The organism is Ensifer sp. 22521, from assembly GCF_052044795.1.
Lineage (GTDB): Bacteria > Pseudomonadota > Alphaproteobacteria > Rhizobiales > Rhizobiaceae > Ensifer.
On sequence record NZ_JBQENM010000006.1, the window covers coordinates 319,047 to 341,314 of the forward strand.

At 59.9% G+C, this 22,268-nt stretch carries 19 protein-coding genes, 1 tRNA gene and 1 pseudogene; 12 read left to right on the forward strand and 9 right to left on the reverse strand.

Going from position 1 to position 22,268, the window contains the following annotated elements:
• Nucleotides 1-157: 157 nt before the first annotated feature.
• Nucleotides 158-2,383: a RelA/SpoT family protein gene (locus ACTJKE_RS11340; protein WP_057252812.1), complete on the reverse strand. Its 2,226-nt coding sequence runs from the start codon at nucleotides 2,381-2,383 to the stop codon at nucleotides 158-160.
• A 214-nt stretch (nucleotides 2,384-2,597) separates the two neighbouring features.
• Nucleotides 2,598-3,005, reverse strand: coding sequence for a DNA-directed RNA polymerase subunit omega (gene rpoZ, locus ACTJKE_RS11345; RefSeq protein ID WP_057252814.1), 408 nt, complete (start codon nucleotides 3,003-3,005; stop codon nucleotides 2,598-2,600).
• 467 nt (nucleotides 3,006-3,472) lie between these two features.
• On the opposite strand from rpoZ, the gene ACTJKE_RS11350 reads away from it, so the two are divergent.
• Entirely contained in the window at nucleotides 3,473-4,054 is a 582-nt protein-coding gene (locus ACTJKE_RS11350; protein WP_057252816.1) for a LabA-like NYN domain-containing protein, read from the forward strand.
• 130 nt (nucleotides 4,055-4,184) lie between these two features.
• Here the strand turns inward: ACTJKE_RS11350 and smpB are convergent, their stop codons facing one another.
• Nucleotides 4,185-4,664, reverse strand: a complete 480-nt coding sequence (smpB, locus tag ACTJKE_RS11355) for an SsrA-binding protein SmpB (protein WP_057252818.1) — start codon at nucleotides 4,662-4,664, stop codon at nucleotides 4,185-4,187.
• A complete protein-coding gene (gene dapA, locus ACTJKE_RS11360; RefSeq protein ID WP_057252820.1) occupies nucleotides 4,664-5,548 on the reverse strand; it encodes a 4-hydroxy-tetrahydrodipicolinate synthase in 885 nt (294 codons plus the stop codon). Before dapA ends, smpB begins: the two co-directional genes overlap by 1 nt.
• Nucleotides 5,549-5,839: 291 nt before the next feature.
• Here dapA and ACTJKE_RS11365 point away from each other — a divergent pair, with 291 nt between their 5' ends.
• From ACTJKE_RS11365 to ACTJKE_RS11375, 3 genes are all read left to right on the forward strand, one after another.
• Complete coding sequence (locus ACTJKE_RS11365) at nucleotides 5,840-7,906, forward strand: transglycosylase SLT domain-containing protein (protein WP_058329458.1); 2,067 nt, start codon at nucleotides 5,840-5,842, stop codon at nucleotides 7,904-7,906.
• Between the two features lie 115 nt (nucleotides 7,907-8,021).
• Nucleotides 8,022-8,525: a BA14K family protein gene (locus ACTJKE_RS11370; RefSeq protein ID WP_082615971.1), complete on the forward strand. Its 504-nt coding sequence runs from the start codon at nucleotides 8,022-8,024 to the stop codon at nucleotides 8,523-8,525.
• A gap of 135 nt (nucleotides 8,526-8,660) precedes the next feature.
• Nucleotides 8,661-9,560: an alpha/beta fold hydrolase gene (locus tag ACTJKE_RS11375; protein WP_058329459.1), complete on the forward strand. Its 900-nt coding sequence runs from the start codon at nucleotides 8,661-8,663 to the stop codon at nucleotides 9,558-9,560.
• A gap of 171 nt (nucleotides 9,561-9,731) precedes the next feature.
• On the opposite strand, the gene ACTJKE_RS11380 is transcribed toward ACTJKE_RS11375, so the two are convergent.
• The 3 genes from ACTJKE_RS11380 to ACTJKE_RS11390 all read right to left on the reverse strand — a co-directional run bounded on the left by ACTJKE_RS11380 (nucleotide 9,732) and on the right by ACTJKE_RS11390 (nucleotide 14,602).
• Nucleotides 9,732-10,793, reverse strand: a complete 1,062-nt coding sequence (locus tag ACTJKE_RS11380) for a porin (RefSeq protein ID WP_440635494.1) — start codon at nucleotides 10,791-10,793, stop codon at nucleotides 9,732-9,734.
• Nucleotides 10,794-12,058: 1,265 nt separating this feature from the next.
• A tRNA-Ser gene (locus ACTJKE_RS11385) sits at nucleotides 12,059-12,148 on the reverse strand.
• Between the two features lie 237 nt (nucleotides 12,149-12,385).
• Nucleotides 12,386-14,602 carry a caspase family protein gene (locus ACTJKE_RS11390; protein ID WP_440691836.1) on the reverse strand — a complete coding sequence of 739 codons (2,217 nt, stop codon included), beginning with the start codon at nucleotides 14,600-14,602 and terminating at the stop codon, nucleotides 12,386-12,388.
• A gap of 312 nt (nucleotides 14,603-14,914) precedes the next feature.
• Here ACTJKE_RS11390 and ACTJKE_RS11395 point away from each other — a divergent pair, with 312 nt between their 5' ends.
• The 3 genes from ACTJKE_RS11395 (at nucleotide 14,915) to ACTJKE_RS11405 (ending at nucleotide 17,090) form a co-directional block, all read left to right on the forward strand.
• On the forward strand, nucleotides 14,915-15,271 hold the full coding sequence (locus tag ACTJKE_RS11395) for a hypothetical protein (RefSeq protein WP_057252830.1): 357 nt from the start codon (nucleotides 14,915-14,917) through the stop codon (nucleotides 15,269-15,271).
• Nucleotides 15,272-15,469: 198 nt separating this feature from the next.
• Nucleotides 15,470-15,847 carry a PilZ domain-containing protein gene (locus ACTJKE_RS11400; protein WP_058320279.1) on the forward strand — a complete coding sequence of 126 codons (378 nt, stop codon included), beginning with the start codon at nucleotides 15,470-15,472 and terminating at the stop codon, nucleotides 15,845-15,847.
• A 127-nt stretch (nucleotides 15,848-15,974) separates the two neighbouring features.
• On the forward strand, nucleotides 15,975-17,090 hold the full coding sequence (locus ACTJKE_RS11405) for a pyridoxal phosphate-dependent aminotransferase (protein WP_440691837.1): 1,116 nt from the start codon (nucleotides 15,975-15,977) through the stop codon (nucleotides 17,088-17,090).
• Nucleotides 17,091-17,148: 58 nt separating this feature from the next.
• On the opposite strand, the gene ACTJKE_RS11410 is transcribed toward ACTJKE_RS11405, so the two are convergent.
• Entirely contained in the window at nucleotides 17,149-17,415 is a 267-nt protein-coding gene (locus ACTJKE_RS11410; RefSeq protein ID WP_057252835.1) for a sel1 repeat family protein, read from the reverse strand.
• Nucleotides 17,416-18,011: 596 nt separating this feature from the next.
• Here ACTJKE_RS11410 and ACTJKE_RS11415 point away from each other — a divergent pair.
• The 5 genes and pseudogenes from ACTJKE_RS11415 to ACTJKE_RS11435 all read left to right on the forward strand — a co-directional run bounded on the left by ACTJKE_RS11415 (nucleotide 18,012) and on the right by ACTJKE_RS11435 (nucleotide 21,209).
• On the forward strand, nucleotides 18,012-18,353 hold the full coding sequence (locus tag ACTJKE_RS11415) for a DUF2147 domain-containing protein (RefSeq protein ID WP_057252837.1): 342 nt from the start codon (nucleotides 18,012-18,014) through the stop codon (nucleotides 18,351-18,353).
• Between the two features lie 304 nt (nucleotides 18,354-18,657).
• Nucleotides 18,658-18,831: a hypothetical protein gene (locus ACTJKE_RS11420; RefSeq protein WP_093232134.1), complete on the forward strand. Its 174-nt coding sequence runs from the start codon at nucleotides 18,658-18,660 to the stop codon at nucleotides 18,829-18,831.
• A gap of 77 nt (nucleotides 18,832-18,908) precedes the next feature.
• Nucleotides 18,909-19,085: a hypothetical protein gene (locus ACTJKE_RS11425; protein WP_162261310.1), complete on the forward strand. Its 177-nt coding sequence runs from the start codon at nucleotides 18,909-18,911 to the stop codon at nucleotides 19,083-19,085.
• A 217-nt stretch (nucleotides 19,086-19,302) separates the two neighbouring features.
• Nucleotides 19,303-19,623, forward strand: a pseudogene (locus ACTJKE_RS11430) (YnfA family protein).
• Nucleotides 19,624-19,706: 83 nt separating this feature from the next.
• Nucleotides 19,707-21,209, forward strand: a complete 1,503-nt coding sequence (locus tag ACTJKE_RS11435; RefSeq protein ID WP_058320282.1) for an AMP nucleosidase — start codon at nucleotides 19,707-19,709, stop codon at nucleotides 21,207-21,209.
• A 57-nt stretch (nucleotides 21,210-21,266) separates the two neighbouring features.
• On the opposite strand, the gene ACTJKE_RS11440 is transcribed toward ACTJKE_RS11435, so the two are convergent.
• Nucleotides 21,267-22,220 carry a lysylphosphatidylglycerol synthase domain-containing protein gene (locus ACTJKE_RS11440; protein ID WP_113132270.1) on the reverse strand — a complete coding sequence of 318 codons (954 nt, stop codon included), beginning with the start codon at nucleotides 22,218-22,220 and terminating at the stop codon, nucleotides 21,267-21,269.
• Nucleotides 22,221-22,268 lie beyond the last annotated feature (48 nt).

The window sequence follows — 22,268 nt, forward strand, 5'->3', positions numbered from 1 at the left end:
GTTTAGAAGTCCCTTTTCCACCAGTTCCAGGAAAAGGCGGCAGCCATGCAGTCACAGCATGCCTTGCCGCTTTGCCATGCACCTCGTGCCTGTTTTTGAGGCAGCGACATGTAGAACCAACGGCCACGGCGGCCCTGCAGGCGCCGCGCCGGTTGGCTCATTCAAAGAGGCGCTTCACCGTGGACACGCTCGGAAGCTCCTTGAGCTGCGTGATCAGATGGTTGAGCTGGCGCAGATCCCAGACTTCAAGATCGAACTGCAGCTCGCTGAAGTCCGCCGCCACGCGGCCCATCGAGAGTGAGCGGATATTGACGTCGCTGGTCGCGATCGCCTGAGCCACTTCGGCCAGCGTTCCCGGCTCATTCAGGGCGCTGATTGCAATCCGAGCCATGAAGCGGCTGCTGTTGGCTTCGTCCAGATCCCAGCGCACATCGATCCAGCGCTCCGGTTCGTCGTCGAATTTCTGCAGGATGGGCGACTGGATCGGATAGATGGTGATGCCCTTGTCCTTTTCCATGATGCCGACGATACGATCGCCGGGAATGGCACCGGCGGGGCTGAAATGCACCTCGGCATTGCCGGAGAGACCGCGGATTGGAAGCGCTTCCGGCCCTTCGACCTGTACTGCGCCGTTCGCATCCTTACCAAGCCCCGGCAGTTTGAACACCATGCCGGCGGCGCTGCGCATGTTGAACCAGCCATCGTCGGCGCTCGGCTTCACCGTCACGCGCTCATCCTGGTGATCCGGGAAGACCGCGCGCAGGACATCGAGCGAAGAGAGCTCGCCGCGACCGACCGCAGCGATCGCGTCTTCGACTTCCTTCTGACCGAGACGATGCAGCGCCGGCTTCAGCGCCTCGCGCGAAAACGTCTTGCTGGCGCGCTCGAAGGTGCGCTCCAGAATGCGATAGCCGAGGCCGGCATATTGCTTGCGAACCGCGGCGCGCGTCGCGCGGCGGATCGCCGAGCGCGCCTTGCCGGTGACGACGATCTCTTCCCAGGCCGGCGGCGGCACCTGAATGCCCGAGCGAATGATCTCCACCTCGTCACCATTGTTGAGGCGTGTGACCAGCGGCATGATGCGGCCGTTGATCTTGGCGCCGACGCAGGTGTCGCCGATGTTGGTGTGTACGGCGTAGGCGAAGTCGATCGGCGTCGCGCCACGCGGCAGCGCGATGAGCTGCCCCTTGGGCGTGAAGCAGAACACCTGATCCTGGAACAGCTCGAGCTTGGTGTGCTCGAGGAATTCTTCGGGGTTGTCGCCCTCCGCGAGGGATTCGATCGTGCGCCTGAGCCAGGAATAGGCGTTCGACGTCGGCGAAAGGGCCTGATCCGCCGAGTTCCCCTCCCCGTCCTTGTAGAGCGAGTGGGCCGCGATACCGTATTCGGCGATATCGTTCATGCGCCGCGTGCGGATCTGCAGCTCGATGCGCTGGCGCGAAGGGCCGACGATCGTGGTGTGGATCGACTGATAGTCGTTCTGCTTCGGCGTCGAGATGTAGTCCTTGAAGCGACCTGGAACAACGCGCCAGCGGGTGTGCACGATGCCGAGCGCCCGGTAGCAGGACGGGATGTCATCGACGATGATGCGGAAACCCCAGACGTCGGAAAGCTGTTCGAAGGACAGCGACTTCGACTGCATCTTGCGGAAGACCGAATAGGGCTTCTTCTGGCGGCCCTTGACCTGCGCAGCCTTCAGGCCTTCGGCCTGAAGCAGTTCGCGCAACTCGTCCTCGATCTTCTTGATCAGACCTTCGTTGCGCTGGGAAAGCTCTTCCAGTCGCCTAGTGACCGTCTCGAAAGCTTCCGGGTTGATGTGGCGGAACGAGAGATTTTCGAGCTCTTCGCGCATATCCTGCATACCCATGCGGCCGGCGAGCGGCGCATAGATATCCATCGTTTCTTCGGAGATGCGGGCCCGCTTTTCCGCCGACATGTGGTCGAGCGTGCGCATGTTGTGCAGCCGGTCGGCAAGCTTGACCAAAAGCACACGCACGTCGTCCGAGATCGCCAGCAGCAGTTTGCGCAGGTTCTCAGCCTGCTTGGCCTTCTTGGTGACGAGATCGAGCTTCTTGATCTTCGTCAGCCCCTCGACGAGCGCTCCGATGTCTTCGCCGAAGAGATCATCAATCTCCTGGCGGGTCGCGGTCGTGTCTTCGATCGTGTCGTGCAGCAGCGCGACCGCAATGGTCGACTCGTCGAGCCGCATTTCCGTCAGGATCGCAGCCACTTCCAGGGGATGAGAGATATAGGGATCGCCGCTTGCCCGCTTCTGCTGGCCATGCTTCTGCATCGCATAGACGTAGGCCTTGTTCAGCAAGGCTTCATTGACGTCGGGCTTGTATTTTTGCACGCGCTCAACGAGCTCGTATTGGCGCATCATTCGCTAGCGGTCCTCTGGATCAGGGTGATTTTAGGTCGAAACGACCTAAATCATAAACGTAATCGTTTCTCATAAGGTAGAGCGGGATGCGGGCGGACAACCGCATCCACTTTTCCTCATCCCGCTCCAGAAGAAATCAATAAAAAAGTGCGCCAATCATACGAGTGGCGCACTGCTTTGAAAACACGCAGGAACGGTCGTTCCGCGAAGGATCTCAGTAGTCGTCGCTCTTTTCCGGCGGCACAAGACCTTCGATGCCGGCCAACAGTTCTTCTTCCGACATGCGGTCGAACGTGATCGCTTCCGGCTGATCTTCGTCTTCGGCAACTTCGGTGAAGGTGGTTTCCGCTTCCGATTGAAGCAGCGAAGCCGGATCGGGCTCGGGCTCGTCCACTTCAACATGCTTCTGCAGCGAATGGATCAGATCTTCCTTGAGGTCGCCGGGAGAAAGCGTCTCATCGGCGATCTCGCGCAGCGCAACGACCGGGTTCTTGTCGTTGTCGCGGTCGATGGTGATGGCGGCACCCTGGGAAATCAGGCGCGCGCGGTGGCTGGCAAGCAGAACGAGTTCGAAACGGTTATCGACCTTGTCGATGCAATCTTCGACGGTGACGCGGGCCATTGCCTGTCCTTTTGGGCTCGAAGCGCGGCGGCATCGCCGCTGCACGGATTGACGACACGAAACCGGAACGGCCGTCTAGCGACGGCCTCGTCGGCTCCGATTTCTGGAATTAGCCGCCCGGATACAATCAAAACAAGACAAGTTCAAGTTTTTCCTGCAAGTGCCGCTCACGTAACGTCACACTTCGTGATAAAATGCGATCATAATGGGCTGGAAAACCTTAGCCGCAAACATCTGGTTGCATCATTGGCCTCGACGCCAAAACGCCTGGTAGAAAAGGCACTCCAGGGATGTGGACTATCTATAGCAACTGCTAAAACTAGCTATATTCGCGAGCGCCCTGCTGGAATAATGCAATGCCTAGCCTACATTATTTGCAATATCAGCAATTATTAATGTAACCGACTTATTTTTGCGTATCGGCCGGCAGCGGGCATTTGATGCGCCGGCATTGAAAAGGAAAGACGATGTTTGATCCCCGCGAAAAGATCGCACTTTTTATCGACGGCGCCAATCTCTACGCGGCATCGAAGAGCCTCGGCTTTGACATTGACTATCGCAAACTCCTGAAAGCCTTTCAAAAACGCGGTTACCTGCTGCGCGCCTACTACTACACCGCCCTCATTGAAGATCAGGAATATTCTTCGATCCGCCCGCTGATCGACTGGCTAGACTACAATGGTTACAAGGTCGTGACGAAGCCGGCCAAAGAATTCACCGACTCACTTGGCCGCCGCAAGATCAAGGGCAACATGGACATCGAACTGGCGATCGATGCGATGGAACAGTCCGAGACCGTCGATCACCTCGTCATCTTCTCCGGTGACGGCGACTTCACCACACTCGTCGAAGCGCTGCAGCGCAAGGGCCGCAAGGTCTCGGTCGTGTCGACAATGTCCACCCAGCCACCGATGATTGCCGACGACCTTCGTCGCCAGGCCGATCACTTCATCGACCTCGCAACGCTGCGGGCCGAAATCGGCCGCGAGCCTTCCGAACGCACGCCGCGGCATACGGCCGAACCGGTGGCGGACCCCGTCGAAATCTAAAGCGGCGATCTAGCGGACCAAGGATCGCTTAGATCATTTCATTGTCTCATCGAAACACTGAAGTGATCTAAGTCTTTGAAATTACGCAATTCCGGACGGAAAACCGTTTCGCACTTTTCCTGGAATTGCTCTAGCCACGATCCTTCAGCAGGCGGTTTTTCTGCCGGTTCCAATCGCGCTCTTTCGAGGTCTCGCGCTTGTCGTGGAGCTTCTTGCCTTTGCCGAGCGCCAGTTCGAGCTTGGCCCGACCGCGCTCGTTGAAGTAGATGCGCAGCGGGATCAGCGACATGCCTTCGCGATTGACCGCGCCCTGCAGACGATTGACCTCGCGCTTCGACAGAAGCAGTTTCCGCCGCCGCCGCGTTTCATGGTTGAAGCGGTTCGCCTGCAGATACTCCGGCAGATAGGAGTTGATCAGCCAGATCTCTCCACCTTCGTCCGTCGCATAGGATTCAGCAATGTTGGCCTTGCCTTCGCGCAACGACTTGACCTCGGTGCCGGTCAGAACCAGACCGGCCTCGTAGGTGTCGACGATCTCGTAGTTGAAGCGGGCCTTTCGGTTTTCCGCCACAACCTTGTTGACCGTGCGCTGGCTTCCTTTGGGTGCCATCAGTTCATCAATCCTGCATGCCTCAGCGCCGCGTCGATCGCCGCTTCGGTTGCCGGCTCCAGCGTCGACAGCAGCGGCGAACGCACGGTGCGGCTCATCCGGCCGAGGCGGTTCAGCGCATATTTCGCGCCGCAAAGGCCGGGCTCCATAAAGATCGCCTTGTGCAGCGGCATCAGCTTGTCCTGATAGGCAAGCGCCTTGGCGAATTCACCGGCAAGCGTCGCCTCCTGGAACTCGGCGCAGAGGCGCGGAGCCACGTTGGCCGTGACGGAAATGCAGCCGACGCCCCCATGGGCATTGAAGCCGAGTGCCGTCGCGTCCTCGCCGGAGAGCTGAACGAAATCCGGACCGCAGGCCATGCGCTGTTCGGAAACGCGCTCGATCTTGCCGGTCGCATCCTTGACGCCGATGATGTTCGCATAGGCCTTGCTAAGCGCCGCCATGGTCTCGACACTCATATCCACGACCGACCGGCCGGGGATGTTGTAGATGACGATCGGCAGCTTCACGCTTTCGGCGATCGCGGCATAATGCGCGAAGAGGCCCTTCTGCGTCGGCTTGTTGTAATAGGGCGTGACAACGAGGATCGCATCGGCACCAGCCTTTTCGGCATGCTGCGCGAGCTCGACTGCTTCCGTCGTGTTGTTGGAGCCGGCGCCGGCGATCACCGGCACCCGCTTGGCCGCCGCCTCGATGCAGAGCTCGACGACTTTCTTGTGCTCGTCATGGGAAAGGGTCGGAGACTCGCCGGTGGTGCCGACCGGCACGAGACCATGGCTGCCTTCTTTTATCTGCCATTCCACATGCGCGACGAAACCATCCGCATCCACCGCGCCGGTGGCGGTGAACGGTGTTACGAGAGCGGGAATGGAACCCTTGAACATGCACAACTCCTGACGGCGCAAAGACGCAAAATGCACTCATGCTTTGGCCGTAATCGACGGTTAAAAAACTGCCGCACCATAATCATGTGAGGGGGCTGCGGCAAGCGTCGTGACACGGCATTTCACGCCGGTTTTCATGCAAAAGCTTGACGTTCGGCCCGCATAATGGTCCCGCTCCGCCATAGGCCTGGGGCGGCATGGTGCGATTGCCATGATCAATATTGGCCGCTAGTCTTGCCTCAGACAATCCGGCGGCAGCTGAATGTGAGACACGGGGAACACGGCCTCTTGATGCGCGGATCAAATTTTCTGCCTGTCGCCGCCATCGTCGGCGCTGCGTTGCTCACATCGCCGGCCTTCAGTTCCGAAACGCCGGAACGGATACCGGTTCCGGCGCATAAACCCGACATATCGAACAAGGCCGCGCAGGTTGCCGTCGACGAAACCACCAATGCCATTCCGGCGATCGTCACCCCGGTCAACAGCGATCTGAAGACGGGCCTCGACGCCCTCTCCAACCGGCAGCCGGCGACCGCGATTTCCGTGCGCAATGCCATGAGCCGCGATGCACTCGACCGTCACATCCTGACCTGGGCGATTGCCGTTTCCGGCCAGCGCGGCATTCCTTCCTTTGAGATCGCCGATGCCCAGCGCGAACTTCAGGGATGGCCCGGCCTGAAATCCCTGCGCGCCAATTCGGAGCGGGCGCTCTATCGCGAAAACCCGCCGGCGCCGGACGTCCTTGACGCCTTTGGCAACACGCAGCCCGAGACAACCGAGGGAACCCTCATCCTGGCTCGTGCCCTTGTCGCCCAGGGACAAACGGAAGCAGCGGCGAAACGGTTGCTCGGAATTTGGCAACGGGACGCGCTCGACAAGGATATCGAGACCCGGATTCTCGCGGAGTTCTCCAGTCTACTAACACCCGCCGATCATCAGCGGCGCATGGCCATGCTCCTCTACCGCAATCGCGTCGAACAGGCCGAACGCTTTGGCGATCTCGGCAAGGCGCAGTCGCTCTATCGTGCCTGGGCAGCAGTCAGCCGCGGCAACGACAAGGCAGATGCGCTGATCGCGGCGGTCGATCCTTCCTGGCGCAAGGATCCCGCCTATCTCTTCATTCAGATCGAGTCCTTGCGCAAACAGAAGAAGTACGAGGAAGCGGCCAAGCTGCTTGCCCGTATGCCAAGGGACAGAGGGGTGCTCGTCAATCCTGGCGAATGGTGGATCGAGCAACGCGTTGTCAGCCGAGGCCTGCTCGACGCCGGCGACTTCAAGGGCGCCTACCGGATCGCGGCCGGTCATATGGCCACGGAGGCGACCGATATCGTCGATGCCGAATTCCACGCCGGCTGGTATGCACTACGCGGCATGGAAGATCCGGCGATCGCAGCTCGCCATTTCCGCCGCATCCTCGATGCGTCAAACCGCCCGCTTTCCGCCTCCCGCGCCTGGTACTGGCTGGGCCGGTCGGCCGAGGCCGGCGGACCGGGCAATGCCAGCGAGTATTTCGCCAATGCGGCGCGCTACCCCGGCACCTTCTATGGTCAACTCGCAGCCGCCCGGCTTGGCCGCAAGGCGCTGAACTTCGCCTACCCTGCCCCGTCGGCGGGCGATCGGACACAATTCGAAAATCGCGAGGCGGTGCGGGCGATCTCCCGCCTTGAAAGCGCCGGCCATGCCTGGCGCGCCGACAGTATCTACCGTGCGCTTGCCGAAGAACTGAACAGTCCCGGCGAACTCGCCCTGCTTTCGGCGCGCGCCGAGAAGGCCGGAAACCACCAGCTTTCGCTCCAGATCGGCAAGATTGCATTCGGACGCGGCATCGATGTCGCGGCGCTCGCCTTTCCCGTCGGCGTGATCCCTTCAAGCGCCAATATCGACGGTTCCGGCAAGGCGCTCGCCTATGCGATCGCGCGGCAGGAGAGTGCCTTCAATCCCGCAGCCATCTCCACCGCCAATGCCCGCGGCCTGCTGCAACTGATGCCGGGTACCGCCAAGGGCGTCGCCAGCCGCTATGGCCTTGCCTATTCGCAGGACCGGCTGACCAGCGATGCCGGCTACAACGCCACGCTTGGCGCGCACTATCTCGGCGAACAGATCAGTAGTTTTGGCGGGTCCTATATCCTGACCTTCATCGCCTACAACGCCGGACCGCGCCGTGTTCCGGAATGGCTTGGCCGCTATGGCGATCCGCGCGGCAAACCGATCGACGAAGTCGTCGACTGGATCGAGCGCATTCCATTCCAGGAGACCCGCAATTATGTGCAGCGGGTCATGGAAAACTATCAGGTTTACAAGTCGAGGCTCGGGCAGAACGCCGACATCGTCGAAGATCTGAGGGTGGGGCGGCAATAGCCGAACGCGCCACCCGCCGTTCAAGCAATCGTGATGATCGCCGGCGGCACAAAAGGCGGCTTAAGCCATTTCCCTTCTGAAGGTTCGATCTTTCCTGAAGGAAATGGTGAACACAATGAAGACCTTATCCATTATCGCCCTGTCTCTGGCGACGGCAATGAGCAGTGTTCCGCCTGCCAATGCATTCCCGATCGCTCCGCAGGTATCTCGAACGACTGACATTCAAAAGGCTCAGTTCCCATACGAGCGCGGCGAAGCCCGAAAGAACCGCCCCAGTTGTGTCGTTCCTTATTGCGAGCGCGGCGGCCGGCGCGGCTATTACCGGGATGGCGATAGACGCGGATACTATCGGGACGGCTATTACCGGGATGGCTACTATCGCGACCGTTATCGCCGCCACTACCACAACGACAATGATGTCGGCGCTTTCATTGGTGGGCTTGCGGCAGGCGCAATCGTCGGCGGTTTGCTGAGTCAGCCGCGATACTACAATGGGTCGCGTGCAGTCAGCGGCAATGCCCATACGCGCTGGTGCTACGCCCGCTATCGGTCCTATCGCGCCTGGGACAACTCGTATCAGCCCTATGGCGGTCCACGGCGACAATGCTCGCCCTACTGACAAGGCAGATGACCACGTTCGCAAGTAGCGCGCTGTTAGCGAGCCATTCGCAGCGAATGCGCGCTATGCACGCGCCTTGCCCTTTCACCTCGAGCCGCTACGATCCTGCCGTTAGCGGTTGGAGGCAGGCAGACGATGAATCAAGGCGGGTTTCGGGAGCATCGGTTCCTCGCGGCTGATGATTTGCAACTCTACGTGCGGAGCTACGGCCTTGTGCGTCCCACACCTGCAGTTCCGATCATCTGCCTGCCGGGCCTCACCCGCAACAGCCGCGATTTTCACGAACTCGCAATCTTTTTGTCGTCACCGTGCGGTGGCGGACACACCGTCTTCTCACTCGATTATCGCGGCCGAGGCAATTCGCAGCGTGACGACGACAAGAGCCACTACTCAATCGCAATCGAAACAACCGACGTCATTGCGGCCTGCACGCATCTGGGGATTGATCGTGCAGTTTTTATCGGCACTTCCCGCGGGGGGCTGATCCTGCACCACCTCATCGGGGTTGCACCCGGCCTCATTGCAGGCGCGGTGCTCAATGACATTGGGCCCGTCATCGAAATCGAGGGCCTGCTGGCCATCCGGGACTATCTCAACAAGGAGCCAGGCGAGCCGACAAGCTGGTCCATGGCGCCTGGCTATCTGAAAGAACTCCACGGAGCCGATTTCCCGATCCTTGGCGAACGCGATTGGCTACAGATGGCAAAGGCGATCTACCGCGACGAGGACGGCGTTCCGGTGCCCGATTTTGATGTAGCCATTGCGCGGCAGTTGCTTGGCCTGACCGCCGAGACAGCGTTGCCAGATCTCTGGCAGCAGTATGATGCCCTTTCCCGGATGCCGCTTTTGGTTATCAGAGGCGAGCACTCCCGGCTGCTCTCGGAAGGGACGGCAAGAGAGATGTGCAAGCGGCATTCCGGAGCGGTAGCATTCACCGCACGAGGTCAAGGCCATGCACCGTTACTGCACCTTGACGGCCCTCGCCAGGCAGTGAGCGCCTTTGTCACCGCCATCACAACCGCGGCGCCAAGTTAGCACCGATCGGCTGCACTCAGAGGGCCATCTCGACCATTGACCTCGACGGGCGCATGCACCCGGCTTAACCGGGTCGCGTCGCCGGCGCGTGGCTGAGCGTTGCACAATTCAGAAACGAAAAAACCCGGCTCGAAAGCCGGGTTTCTCTCTTCTGACCGAAGTCAGACGATATTAGAAGTCGCGCTGCAGACGGACGAAGCCGAATACCTGGTCGTCGCTGTTGTCAGCATCTTCATACTGAACCGAAACGCGGGTCGCGAGGCCTTCGGTGATCTTGTAGTCAACCGTTACACCAGCGCGCCATGCATCGTCGCCGCCGAAGTCAAGAAGCGATTCCTGCAGGCTGCCGAAGTACTGAACGCCGGGGGTGATGGCGAGCTTGTCGGTAGCGTTCCAGCGGTACGAAGCTGCAACGGACCACTCGGAAGCGTTCCAGTAGGTGTTCGGGTTCGAAGCCCAGATACCAGCAAGCTGGAAGACGCCCGGACCGAGGTCAGCCGAGAGCAAGCCGCGGATCGCGCCTTCTTCCCATTCGGTGTCGTAGCCGCCGAGCAAGTCGAAGGAAACGCCGCCGACCGAAGCCGAAACGATACCGGAGATGCCGATGCCGTTAGCCTTGGTGGACCAGCCTTCGAGCTCGTCAACCGAGATACCAGCCTGGAACGAACCACCGTCGTAGAGGTAGGCGATCGAGTTGAACTCGGTGACGTTGCCGAGCGTGTCGGTTTCGCCGTTGATACCCTTATCCCACCAGTTGTAGAAGAAACCAGCCTTGAGGCCACCGAGCTGGATGTAGGCTTCATCAACGTCGATGAAGTCGCTGTCGCCAGAGTCGGTGTCGTTGTCGGCGTTGAACTCAGCAGCGAAGAAGCCGGTGAGCGTGCCATACTCGGTGTCGCTCTTGGCGTCGAACGAGATGTAAGCGCGCGAGAAGGCATCCCAGTCAGACGTGGACTGATCGAGTACATCGTTGCCGTCGAAGTCGTGGTCACGCTGGTCATAACGGCTGGTCGAAGCGTCGTCACCAAACGAAGTCTGGAAACGGATGAAGCCGCCGATCTTGAGGCAGGTTTCGGTGCCCGGGATGTAGAAGTAGCCAGTGCCGAAAGCGTCGCAAACGCGAACGTATTCCATGGGCTCCGGCTCGGCTGCGACGATTGCGTCGGCTGCCTGTGCGCCGGATACTGCTGCGAGAGCAGCAGCGGAGCCGAGAAGAAGGCTCTTGATGTTCATTTCTGACCTCCAGTCAAAAGTTTCAAACGGGTCTGGGTATTTTGCTGAAGGACAGCTTTCCCTGCCCCATCCCCAACGTTCAAGAAGTCGGACGATCAACCGCCCTTGCTTCCGGAGTTGAAAATACAAGACCGGATCATCGGCGCAACGTCCAACTAGCGAGATCACGTGCTTTGCATCGCCCTTCGCCGAACCCTGTTGCTGAAACGACACAAAATCGCCGCAGACCCCGGAAGAAAATTAACAAAGCATTAAGAAAAGCCTTTGGTGGCAGGGGTTTAGCGTAAGGGAAACACACGCAGCCTGTTTCAGAAAGAGGCAGAAAGCTGCCCAAAATAGGGGAAAGGATGGCCACAAACACCGACTCCACCTCCGCAGGGAGCGGCTAAAACAGCATTCGCTCCAGGAAATGAGAACAGGACGGACCGTTCGCAATCCAAAGATTCATCAGAATCAATGCCGAGATTCGCAAACGAAACGCATCCTTGATTCTGGTTCTGCGAGAATCGTGGCCCTGCACCCGCAGGAAGAGAATATCAATCGACGGACACCGCCCGCAGAGATCTCGGACGACGGATGATGCCGGCCAAGCAGAGAGAGAGAGAGAGAGAGAGAGAGAGAGAGAGAGATGCTGAAGCTGAAGCTGAAAACAGAGGGTGAGACAGCAGCCGAGATAGTGAACGCGGTAGGAATAGGCCGTGCGAGCGTCCTTAGGATACTGAAAGAGGCTGCGTAGGGTGAAGATGCAGAACGAAACTGGAGGGCTCGCGGCGAGCCTCCATCGGTGAGATGTTGGGATAAGCCGCCGCTGGAGCAGTCAGTTCATCTCTGACTTCCTTCAAGGTCTTTAGGCCGAAGATCAGTCCATCGGGTTCCTCTGCACCAATCGGGCAATCGTCGTAGGGCCTATCGGAGGACCTTCCTGCCCCCGTAACTAATCGCCATTCACTCTCATACACCCACTCGGCCCGGTATTGATCTAAACCGGAGCAAGACTTCGAAAGGGCAAACGTGCCTGGGTGCGGATTGGTCAGGCTGGAGGAGTACAGCGAGGACCCACGTCAAAAGGTCGCCTCCCTAACCCGGAAGGGCAGACATCTGGCCGACAGCCTTTATCGTCTTCTGGAATCTTAGCCCAAGGTGTCCCAAAACATTTCTGGGTCACACGACTGGGTCACAGCAGCAACAAGCCCCATCATTAGGGCTGTCCGCAAATCACTGAAAACTTAGAAGAAATTGGGGCCGCCTGTGACCCAAAAGAACAGTGGCGGAGAAGAAGGGATTCGAACCCTCGATACCGTTTCCGGTATACTCCCTTAGCAGGGGAGCGCCTTCGACCACTCGGCCACCTCTCCGTTAGCGCCTGACTAGTGACACTCAGCGGCCAATGCAAGATTTTTTTGTCGGTTTCCGGCAATTCCCCCCATTTTCCGTGTGGGCCTGGCCGGCAGGAAGCAAACGTGTGGGCGTAGCGACAGGCCACTCGTGCAGCCAAGTAGGAGTAGCTGGAAAGTTTCGGCGCTTGCCGTCCCCCGATTCTCACAAGCAATAGAAATGGAAACCCGAGATCCGCGAGTCTTGCCTCTCATGCCCTACGATTTGCGTGCGAGACGCTCGATCGCCTGCTGAGTGGCGGCACCGAAGTCGCCGTCAATCGGTCCACCATAGTAGCCGCGGTCCTTAAGCAGCGCCTGCATTTCCTTGCGGAACGCCGGCGTGAAGTTGTTGGGCTGCGTTCGCAATTCTTCCAGCTTGGCCGGGTCGCCGCCCTCGATGCTGGCTGCGGCCCAGCGAACCGCCTCCTTTGCGTCTGCCTTGGTACCGAGGCCGTAATCATAGAGACGGCTCAGATTGCCCATGGCGTAGGCGCTGCCGGCATTCGCGGCCATCTCGTACCAGGTGCGCGCCTGCACATAGTCCTGCGAGACACCGTTGCCGATATCGTAGAACCAGCCGAGCAATGCCATGGAATAAGAATCGCCCATATTGGCCGCCTTCTCATACCAGACCTTGGCTTCGCCATAATTCTGCTCGGTCCCCAATCCGTTCTGATAGGCCCATCCGAGTGACGACATGGCATTGGTGTCGCCGCTTTCGGCTGCTTTCTTGTACCAGGACAGCGATTGCGCCAGGTCCTTGGGCAGGCCGAGCCCCTCCCGATAGAACCAACCCATCGTTGCCATGGCGTTGGCATAGCCCTGATTGGCCGCCTGCTCGTACCACCTGGCAGCCTCGGCATAGTCCTGCGCGATGCCGCCGTAACCCTCACGATAGAGCCAGCCGAGCGACGCCTGGCCGTAGGCGTTGCCGCCTCTCGCCGCCTCCTCGAACATGCGCTTGCCCTGGTCTACGTCCACCGGACCATCGGTCCCATAGACTGAGAACCAAGCCAGATTCGTCAGCGCATACATGTTGCCGCCGTCGGCCGCTTTCCGGTAGTTGCGTCGCGCGTCGACATAATTGCGGCCGGCATCTTGCGCCCGACCCAGCATGTTGACGAGCATCATATCGTCCGGGTTTTCGTTGACGGCCTGGGCGCAGGCGGTCAAAGCCCGCTCGGAATCGAGCTTCAGGAAATTGACCCCGAGGAAGCCCGGCATCGATTGCGGCTCGCCTGCCAGCAGATAGCAATCGCGCGAGGCCTGGGTGTCCTTGCCGGTCGGCGAGACGTTGAGACCCTTTTGCGGCTCGAGCGCCGCGATCTGCTGCTCGGCTTCGGCTTTATACTTGCTGTCAGGATAGCGCTCAATGAAGCGCGTCAGCGCCGCCGCATCGGTCGACTGTTTCAAGGCTTCCCAGGCAATCTCGTCAGGCGTCACGCTCGACGTCTGCTCGGCTTCGGTCAAAAGCTTCAGCTTCTTTTCGGCAAGCATCTTATAGACCGGGTCCGATCCATGCTTGGCCAGGAAGGCGGTTAGCAGATCCTTGTCGGCGAGATCGCGGATGTTCTGCCAGTCGGCAGCCGCCTCGGATTGGCTGTTCGGCGACAGTTGGCCGCCATTGTTGGTGATACTGATGTTCACCTCTTTGATATTGAGGAAGATCTGCGCACCACCGAGCGACCCGTAAACGAACGGCTCCTGGCCGCGATTGGTCACCGACACCACCTCATCGCGTACCTTACCGAGCGCAATGCGGACATCGACGCCGGGTTCGGTCAGGTATTTGGCGAGTGCGGTGGCGAAGGGGCTGTTCTTGCCCTCCCCATCGAGCGCGACCGTGCCGGCCTTGGAGGCAAATGCGACGAGCAGGTCGGCTGATTCCGGTTCGACACGCGCCAGCCCACGCGAAACCGCCCTGGTCGAGATCGAGCGTGTCATGCTCTGTTCAAAGGGATTGTTGCGGCAGGCGTCGAGAATAACGAGCTTGAGTTTGGTGGCGCCTTCGAGCGAACGCTGAACCCGGTCGAGCCCGATCGCCTCGTCCTCCACGTCCTTGTCGGTTTTCAATTGCACGTCGACGGGAAGCAGGAAATTCTCGCCGTTCATCTCCATTCCGTGGCCGGAATAATAGACGATCGCGACTTCGGCGCCGGTTGCGAGATCTTCGAACTCGCGCAACGCCTTCACCATGCCCTGGCGACTAACGTCGTGCACCGTCGTGACGGTATCGAAACCGGCCTCCTCGAAGGAGGCCTTCATCAGTTCCACGTCATTGGCAGGGTTGTTGAGCGGTGACGTCGCTTCATATTTCTCGTTGCCGATCAACAGTGCGACGCGCTTGGCAGCCCACGCATCGGACGCCGACACAAACAACGCCATACAAAGAATAGAGAGCGGCAGCCAATGCCGCAAATGCCCCATGAACATGCCCTTCCCTCCGGCACCGACCATCGTTCTTCGCCTTGCCCGGCTTAAACGACGAACGATGCCCTCACCCATCTGTCCCGCGGAATCACCACATCGGGCGTCCCGGTCATGCCTGACCAAAGTATTACGTATGAGGTGGGGGCTTTCAATGTACGCACGCATCATAATTTATTCCGTGACACGCGCGTTGGCCGGCGCAAGGTCGAAGCAAGTCGATGCACTTAGCTGAAACACGATAGCGGCACGGCCGTCGATTCCATCGACGACGACGTTGCCGAAGGTTGCGAAAGGCTATCGGTCTCGGAGCTTGCCATGTCCATGAAGATGCATGTCGCGGAAGGAAAGCCCGGCCAGCTTGCGACGACCCATCAGCACTACTTCATCGAACGGCCCTGCCGCATCCTCGTCATCGGCCAGCATCTGAAAGCGAAGACCAAATATCAATGCCTGCTGCGCCATATCTCGATCGCCGGCGCAATGCTCGACTTCAACGCGGCAATCTTGATACCCAAACATTTTTTCCTGGAAATCGAGGGATTCAAAGAGGAAATCGGCTGTTCGCAGGTCCATCGCGAAGGCGCAGAGCTTGGCGTGCGCTTCAATATGCTGCTTTCGCCGGACTTCCTGCGCCGGCTGATCCGCATGCAATTTTCAACTGGCGGGATCTGACCCTTCAAAGCAGGCCGTGCGACATTAGATTTTTAGTGATCGATTTCAGGGGATTGCAAGTTTCTTCTGCAAAAGTGATTCTAGCATCGGTGGAAATCGCCCACCGATACAATGTGGGACAAATGAATTGTCCGGGGTCAAGGAATGCGATCAGAAACTGATCGCACCGTCCGACCCGGCACTGGCGGAGAATGACGCATGCAGAACCAGACGATGTACTCCTGCGTCCCGTCGCCTTTCTACGAGCGGCGCTATGAGCGATTCTCCATCGGGCACGCTGGCACGCTGACCGCTGTGCAGCCGGGGCTCGGCAGCGTCTCCGTGCGATCCTGCCGGATGATCGACATTTCGCGTGGCGGCGCGAGCTTTGCCGTCGACACCAACATCGGCCTGCCCCAACACTATTATCTGCATATCGTCGGCACGCCGCTCAGGATCGGTTGCGCCGAGGTCTATCGCAACGGCGAGCGCATCGGTGTCCAGTTCATCAAGCCGATCGAGCAGACCCTACTGCGCGAGATCATCCGGCAAGAGTTCTTCACCGGGCAGGTCAAGAACGCAAAGCCGCGGCTGTAGTCCGACAATCGGCGCGAAACGAAGAGCACCGGAATTCCTGCAGCTTTTCTCGCGGGAATGATTCCGAATTGTCAAAGCATGCGATAAGTTCCCCGTGACGTTATTCGAACGGGGCCCATTATTCAGCATGTCCGCATTTTCTCGCTTCACGCCGCTCATCCAATCCCTGCCGTCAACAATTCCGTTTGTCGGGCCGGAGGCCATCGAACGCCAGAGGGGTCGCCCGATCGCCGCGCGAATCGGAGCCAACGAAAGCGGCTTCGGCCCCGCCGAAAGCGTGCTCTCGGCGATCCGGGAAGCAGCCGGCGGAACCTGGAAATACGCCGACCCGGAAAACCACGACCTGAAGCAGGCACTTGCGGCCCACCTCGGCACCACGCCGGCCAATATCGCGATCGGTGAAGGCATCGACGGGTTGCTCGGCCAGATCGTCCGCAGTGTGATCGAGCCGGGTATACCGGTCGTCACATCGCTTGGCGCCTACCCCACGTTCAACTACCACGTTGTCGGCCATGGCGGCCGGCTGGTCACGGTGCCGTATGCCGGCGACCGAGAGGACCTCGACGGCTTGCTTGCGGCCGTGAAGCGGGAAAATGCGCCGCTCGTCTATTTCGCCAATCCCGACAATCCGATGGGGAGCTGGTGGCCGGCAGACCGCATCGTCGAGTTTGCCAGGGCCCTTCCGGAAACAACGCTCTTTATTCTGGACGAAGCCTACTGCGAAACAGCGCCGGCCGAATCCCTGCCGGCCATCGATGCCTTGATCGATCGCCCGAACGTCGTGCGCACGCGCACTTTCTCGAAAGCCTACGGGCTCGCCGGTTCGCGTATCGGCTATGTGATCGCCACGCCGGGCACCGCCCAGGCATTCGACAAGATCCGCAACCACTTCGGCATGAACCGGATTGGTGTCGCTGCGGCAATCGCCGCGCTTGCGGACCAGGAGTATCTGAAAGAAGTGACGGCTAAGATTGCGGATTCTCGCCAGCGTATCGCTGCGATCGGCACAGAGAACGGCTTGTCGCCGCTCGCCTCGGCCACGAACTTCGTGGCGATCGACTGCGGCCGGGATGCGGTCTTTGCCCGCGCGATCGTCGATACCCTGATGAACGACCATGGCATCTTTATCCGGATGCCGGGAGTGGCGCCCCTTAATCGCTGCATCCGTGTCAGTACCGGACCGGAAGCTGAGATGGCCCTGTTTGAGGCCGCGCTGCCCGAGGTTCTGAAAAAGCTGGCCTGATCCAGCTTTCAGAGTCCGGCTGTTGGGCGGCGCCCCTCTGGGGGGCCGCTCATTTGGTTCAATGAACCGTCATCCATTCGCGAGCGGCGCGCAGAGCTGCGGCGAGATCTGCCTTGCTCATCGTCATCGCCAGATCGGCGCGCAGATCGACTGCACGGTCGCAGCCCTTGATCGCGGCAATGTTCAGCCACTTGTGGGCGGCGACGAGATCGACCGGGCGACCGTGGCCGGTCGCATAGGCCAGACCCATTTCACAGAAGATTTCCGCCTGGTTGTCACCACCCATCGCGGCATCCGAAGCAATCTGCATATCAAAGCGTGCCATTGTCTTGTCCCTGTCTTGCCTGGTTGGTTTTTCCGAAGCGGCCCGCCCGTTTGGGGCGGACCATGCTCCAGATCAGCACTTGTTTTGGTCCCTGTTCGACCTTGCCTCTTTGCGGGCCTTCCGGAGCGCGCCATCTTTTTGCGGCGTCGTCTTCGGTGGTTTTTCGGAGCGTTTTTGTCCGCTCGTCTTATGGCTTCAATATGCAGCAGGGCTTTCAATGCGCGCTTAAAATGCATGCTTAATTTGCGACAAACAAAGTTCAAACGCTTGGTAAACTTGAGCTTTTGTTAAACATCGGAAGTCCGGGAATCCGGCGCATTCGCTTCAAAATTTACGAAAAATTCAACTGCCGATTTCAACCAAACGCTAACCACGAAAAGATCGACGGTGGCAGAGCCGCCAGGATTTCCTAGATTTCGACCTGCTTGAAACGGCCAAGAAAAAGCAGCAAAAGCCGCCGTTTGGCTTGTTTACCTTTACGTGCGCGTAAGCTATCTTGCGCGCGGCAGTGAGGAGACTGCCTTTTTTGCATACGAGGACATCTAAAGCTGCCGGCGGAGCGGACCACGCCGGCAGCCTCGATCTGGAGGACTGGAATGTTACGTACCTTGCTCATGACCGCGACGCTCGCCCTTGGCATTGCCGGGACGGCGGCAGCGGCAGAACCGATCGTCGGCAACTGGAAGACCGCAAGCGGCGCGACCGCGGAGATTGTGCCTTGTGGCGGAGCCTTTTGCGTGACGCTGAAGACCGGCAAGCATGCCGGCAAGCGCATCGGCAACCTCGCCGGTACCGACGGCAGCTATTCGGGCGAAATCACCGATCCGGATACCGACAAGACCTATAGCGGTTCTGGCGCCGTCAACGGCAATTCGCTGAAGATGAAGGGCTGCGTCCTGAAAGTGCTCTGCAAGTCACAGACCTGGACGCGCCTCTAAGCGCGCGATACGGCGGCACGGACACATTGACGAATTGAAAGGGCGGCCATCGGCCGCCCTTTTTGCATGTGCGGTCCATGGACTTAGCGCTGTTACGCGACCATTCGTAGCGCCGCCCCCTTGGCTCCTCCTTGCGCACCCACTGTGATCGCGACCGGTCTCGATCTCCCGATCCGTGCAGCGCGCCTCCCCATGCAACCGAAGATGAACGCCAGATGAACGGACATCTCAGCATCAATTCAGTTTGGGTGTGCGAAAACACACTCAATCGATTTGAACCTGCCTCCAAACAACGGACAGAACCATGGATATCCTTGCTCGGCGCCTCACCATCATCAGCCTTCTGATGGTCGTTTTCGCTGTAACTCTCGCCGCTGCCGTCAGCGCGGACACCGAACGTCGCCGCACCAATACCTATCTCGGTTCGCTGACGGATTGCACCGCGCATACGGCGCAATACTGCCAGGCCAAACTCTAACCCGGGACGAGACGGGCTACGCCCTGCTCCGCCGCCAAGTGAAACTGATCACCGCGTGATCTGATGGAGAAACGAACATGCTGGCCGCTCTTTCGACATCCGCGTTTCTCTCGCTGCGCGTGCTTGCACTGGCCGGCCTGCTGATGGCACCGGTTGGAGCGCTTGCCTACTCCAAGGCCAACGGTGCCGGCATCGGCAAACAGGGCGCCGGCCTCGTCCTCTTCGTCACCCTGCAGCGTCAATCGATGACCTGAGGCGGGGGCCACCCGATCGGATTGCATGAAAAGGGGCGCGCGCGCCCCTTTGTTCTTTCCGGCTTGCACTTAACGCCGCTTTCCTGTCCTCTCGCACCTGCAGCGTCGTGCTTCTTTTAAGATACGCCAAGGTTGCTGCAGCACTTTGAGTTTCTGCTTGTTTCCCCTAATCGGATACGATTGTGGGATTCGCCACAACAACCCCTTGTCAGCCCCGATGCCCGCCTATCTCGTCTATACGCTTGCCGCCCTTGCCGAAATCGCCGGCTGCTTTGCCTTCTGGGCGTGGTTGAAGCTCGATAAATCCATCCTCTGGCTTATTCCCGGCATGGCCTCCCTGGCACTTTTCGCCTGGCTCCTCACCTGGATCGACAGCGAAGCTGCGGGCCGCGCCTAAACGGCCTATGGCGGCGTCTACATCGCCGCGTCGCTGCTCTGGCTCTGGCTTGCCGAAGGGGTCAGGCCCGACCGCTGGGATCTGGCCGGCATGACCATCGCCCTTCTCGGCAGCGCGGTCATCGTCGCGGGCCCGCGTTGAACCGATGACCTGAGGCCGCCGCGCGGTCGTGCAAGCCAATATCTTGTCGTTTGCTTGTCAGAAGCCGCAGCCTATAATGCGACATGAACAAGCGAATCTCTTCACACTCCGTCCTTTCCGTCGCAACGCCTGAGCCTCTCGAGCCGCAATACTTCGACGATCCTGCGGCTGCTGTCGATTGCCTCGAGGCGCTCTACGAGCGCAATACCCGGTTCCTCTGCGAAGCGTTCGAGGGCCTGGGCAAGTCCGACGAGCCGCTCACCCGCTATCGCGCCTGCTATCCGCAGGTCAGCATCGAGACGAGCAGCTTCGGACATGTCGATTCCCGCCTGTCCTTTGGCTATGTCAGCGCGCCCGGCGTCTATACGACCACGATCACCCGGCCGAAGCTTTTCCGGCACTATCTGAAGGAGCAGCTCGGGCATCTGATACGGAACCACGGCCTCGGCGTCACCGTCTCGGAATCGGCAACCCCGATCCCCCTGCATTTTGCCTTTGGCGAGGGCGCCTATGTGGAGGCATCGGCGGCAAACACCATCGACATTCCGCTACGCGATCTGTTCGATGCGCCTGACCTGACGACGACCGACGACGAGATCGCCAACGGCTCCTACGAGCCGGGCCCCGGAGAACCCTCGCCGCTTGCGCCCTTCACGGCTCAGCGCATCGACTATTCGCTGGCGCGGCTCAGCCACTATACCGCGACCAACGCCACGCACTTCCAGAACTTCGTGCTCTTCACGAACTACCAGTTCTATATCGACGAGTTCTGTGCCTGGGCCCGCCAGCAGATGGCCGAAGGCGGCAATGGCTACACGGCCTTCGTCGAGCCCGGCAACATCATCACGCCCGCCGGCGCCGACAAGCCGGAGACCGACTATACGCTCGCACGGCTGCCGCAGATGCCCGCCTATCACCTGAAGAAGAAGGGGCACGGCGGCATCACCATGGTCAATATCGGCGTCGGCCCATCCAACGCCAAGACGATCACCGACCATATCGCTGTGCTGCGCCCGCATGTCTGGCTGATGCTCGGCCACTGCGCCGGTCTTCGCAACAGCCAACGCCTTGGTGACTACGTGCTCGCGCATGCCTATATGCGCGAGGATCACGTTCTCGACGACGACCTTCCGGTCTGGATCCCCTTGCCGGCGCTCGCGGAAGTGCAGGTGGCACTGCAGGACGCCGTTGCCGAGGTCACCGGCTACCGGGACTACGACCTCAAACAGATCATGCGCACCGGAACCGTCGCAACCATCGACAACCGCAACTGGGAACTTCGCGACCAGCGCGGCCCGGTCAAGCGCCTGTCGCAGGCCCGCGCCATTGCGCTCGACATGGAATCGGCGACGATCGCCGCCAACGGCTTCCGCTTCCGCGTGCCCTATGGAACGCTGCTCTGCGTATCGGACAAGCCGCTGCATGGCGAATTGAAGCTGCCGGGCATGGCGACCGCCTTCTACAAGACACAGGTCAGCCAGCACCTGAAGATCGGCATCCTTGCGCTGCAGAAGCTTGCGGCCATGCCGCCGGAGAAGCTGCATTCCCGCAAGCTCAGAAGCTTCTACGAAACCTCGTTCCAGTAACCATTGGAATTGCGCAATTCCGGACGGAAAACTGCTTCACACTTTTCCTGGAATTGCTCAGCGCCGTCTCCCGAGCGCCATCGACAGCATCGTGCCCGCCACCGCGGACACGATGATCAAGAGATGTGCGTTGACGCCGGCGGCCGCGAGTTGTTCCACTCCGGCGCGATCGGCGCCTGCGCCGAAGGACACTGCCCCGGCCGCGATCGCGGCCGGATAGGTGCCGACGCCAGCGGGCGCATGCATCGGCAGCACCGAGGAGAGTTCGCCGCCGAGAGCACCGCCGAAACAGGCGGCCAGTGGCGCAACGCCCATGAAGGCCAGCACCCAGGCAAGGACAAGCACCTTGACCGCCCAGTTGAGGATGGTCATGCCCCAGGCGCGCAGGAACGCGACGATATTGGCCGGGACGCCCGCCTCCAATTCGTCGACGATAGCATCAAGCTTTGTCGGCAACAGCCGACGCGCCAGCGCAATCACGTGATCCTTCAGCAGGAAGAAGAGAAGCGGCGAGACGAACGCGGCAAGCCATGCCATCCACAAGGCGGCTGATCCGCGGCCGATGACGAGACCGACGGCCGCAACGACGAGAAGGGCGTGCAGGTCGAGCAGGCGCATCACCAGAAGAGCGGACGTGCCGCGCGCGAGCGGCACGGAAAACTCCGAGCGCATCAGCAGCGGAAAGCTCGTTTCCCCGGCACGAAACGGCAGCATGATGTTGAGGAGATTATGGACCTGGGTGACGCGAAACAGCGGCAGGAAGCGCCCCGCCGTTTCGTTCGGGAAGTAATCGTAGATGCGATAGCAGCGAATGAAATAGGTTGCGACAAGCAGCACCAGAGCCGAGACGGCGGAACTGAAGCCGATCTCGGACCATTGCCTCAGCAGCGCCGGCCATCCCCAGAACCATTCGACGAAGGCCGCATAGGCCGCAATGGCACCTGCCGAAAGTAATGTCATCCGGTTGCGGGCGAACCAGGATCGCCGATCGGACTCGCAATCCGAAGTCATCAGGTCTCGATTTCCCGTGTTGAAACGCAAGATTGAACGTTGGTTATC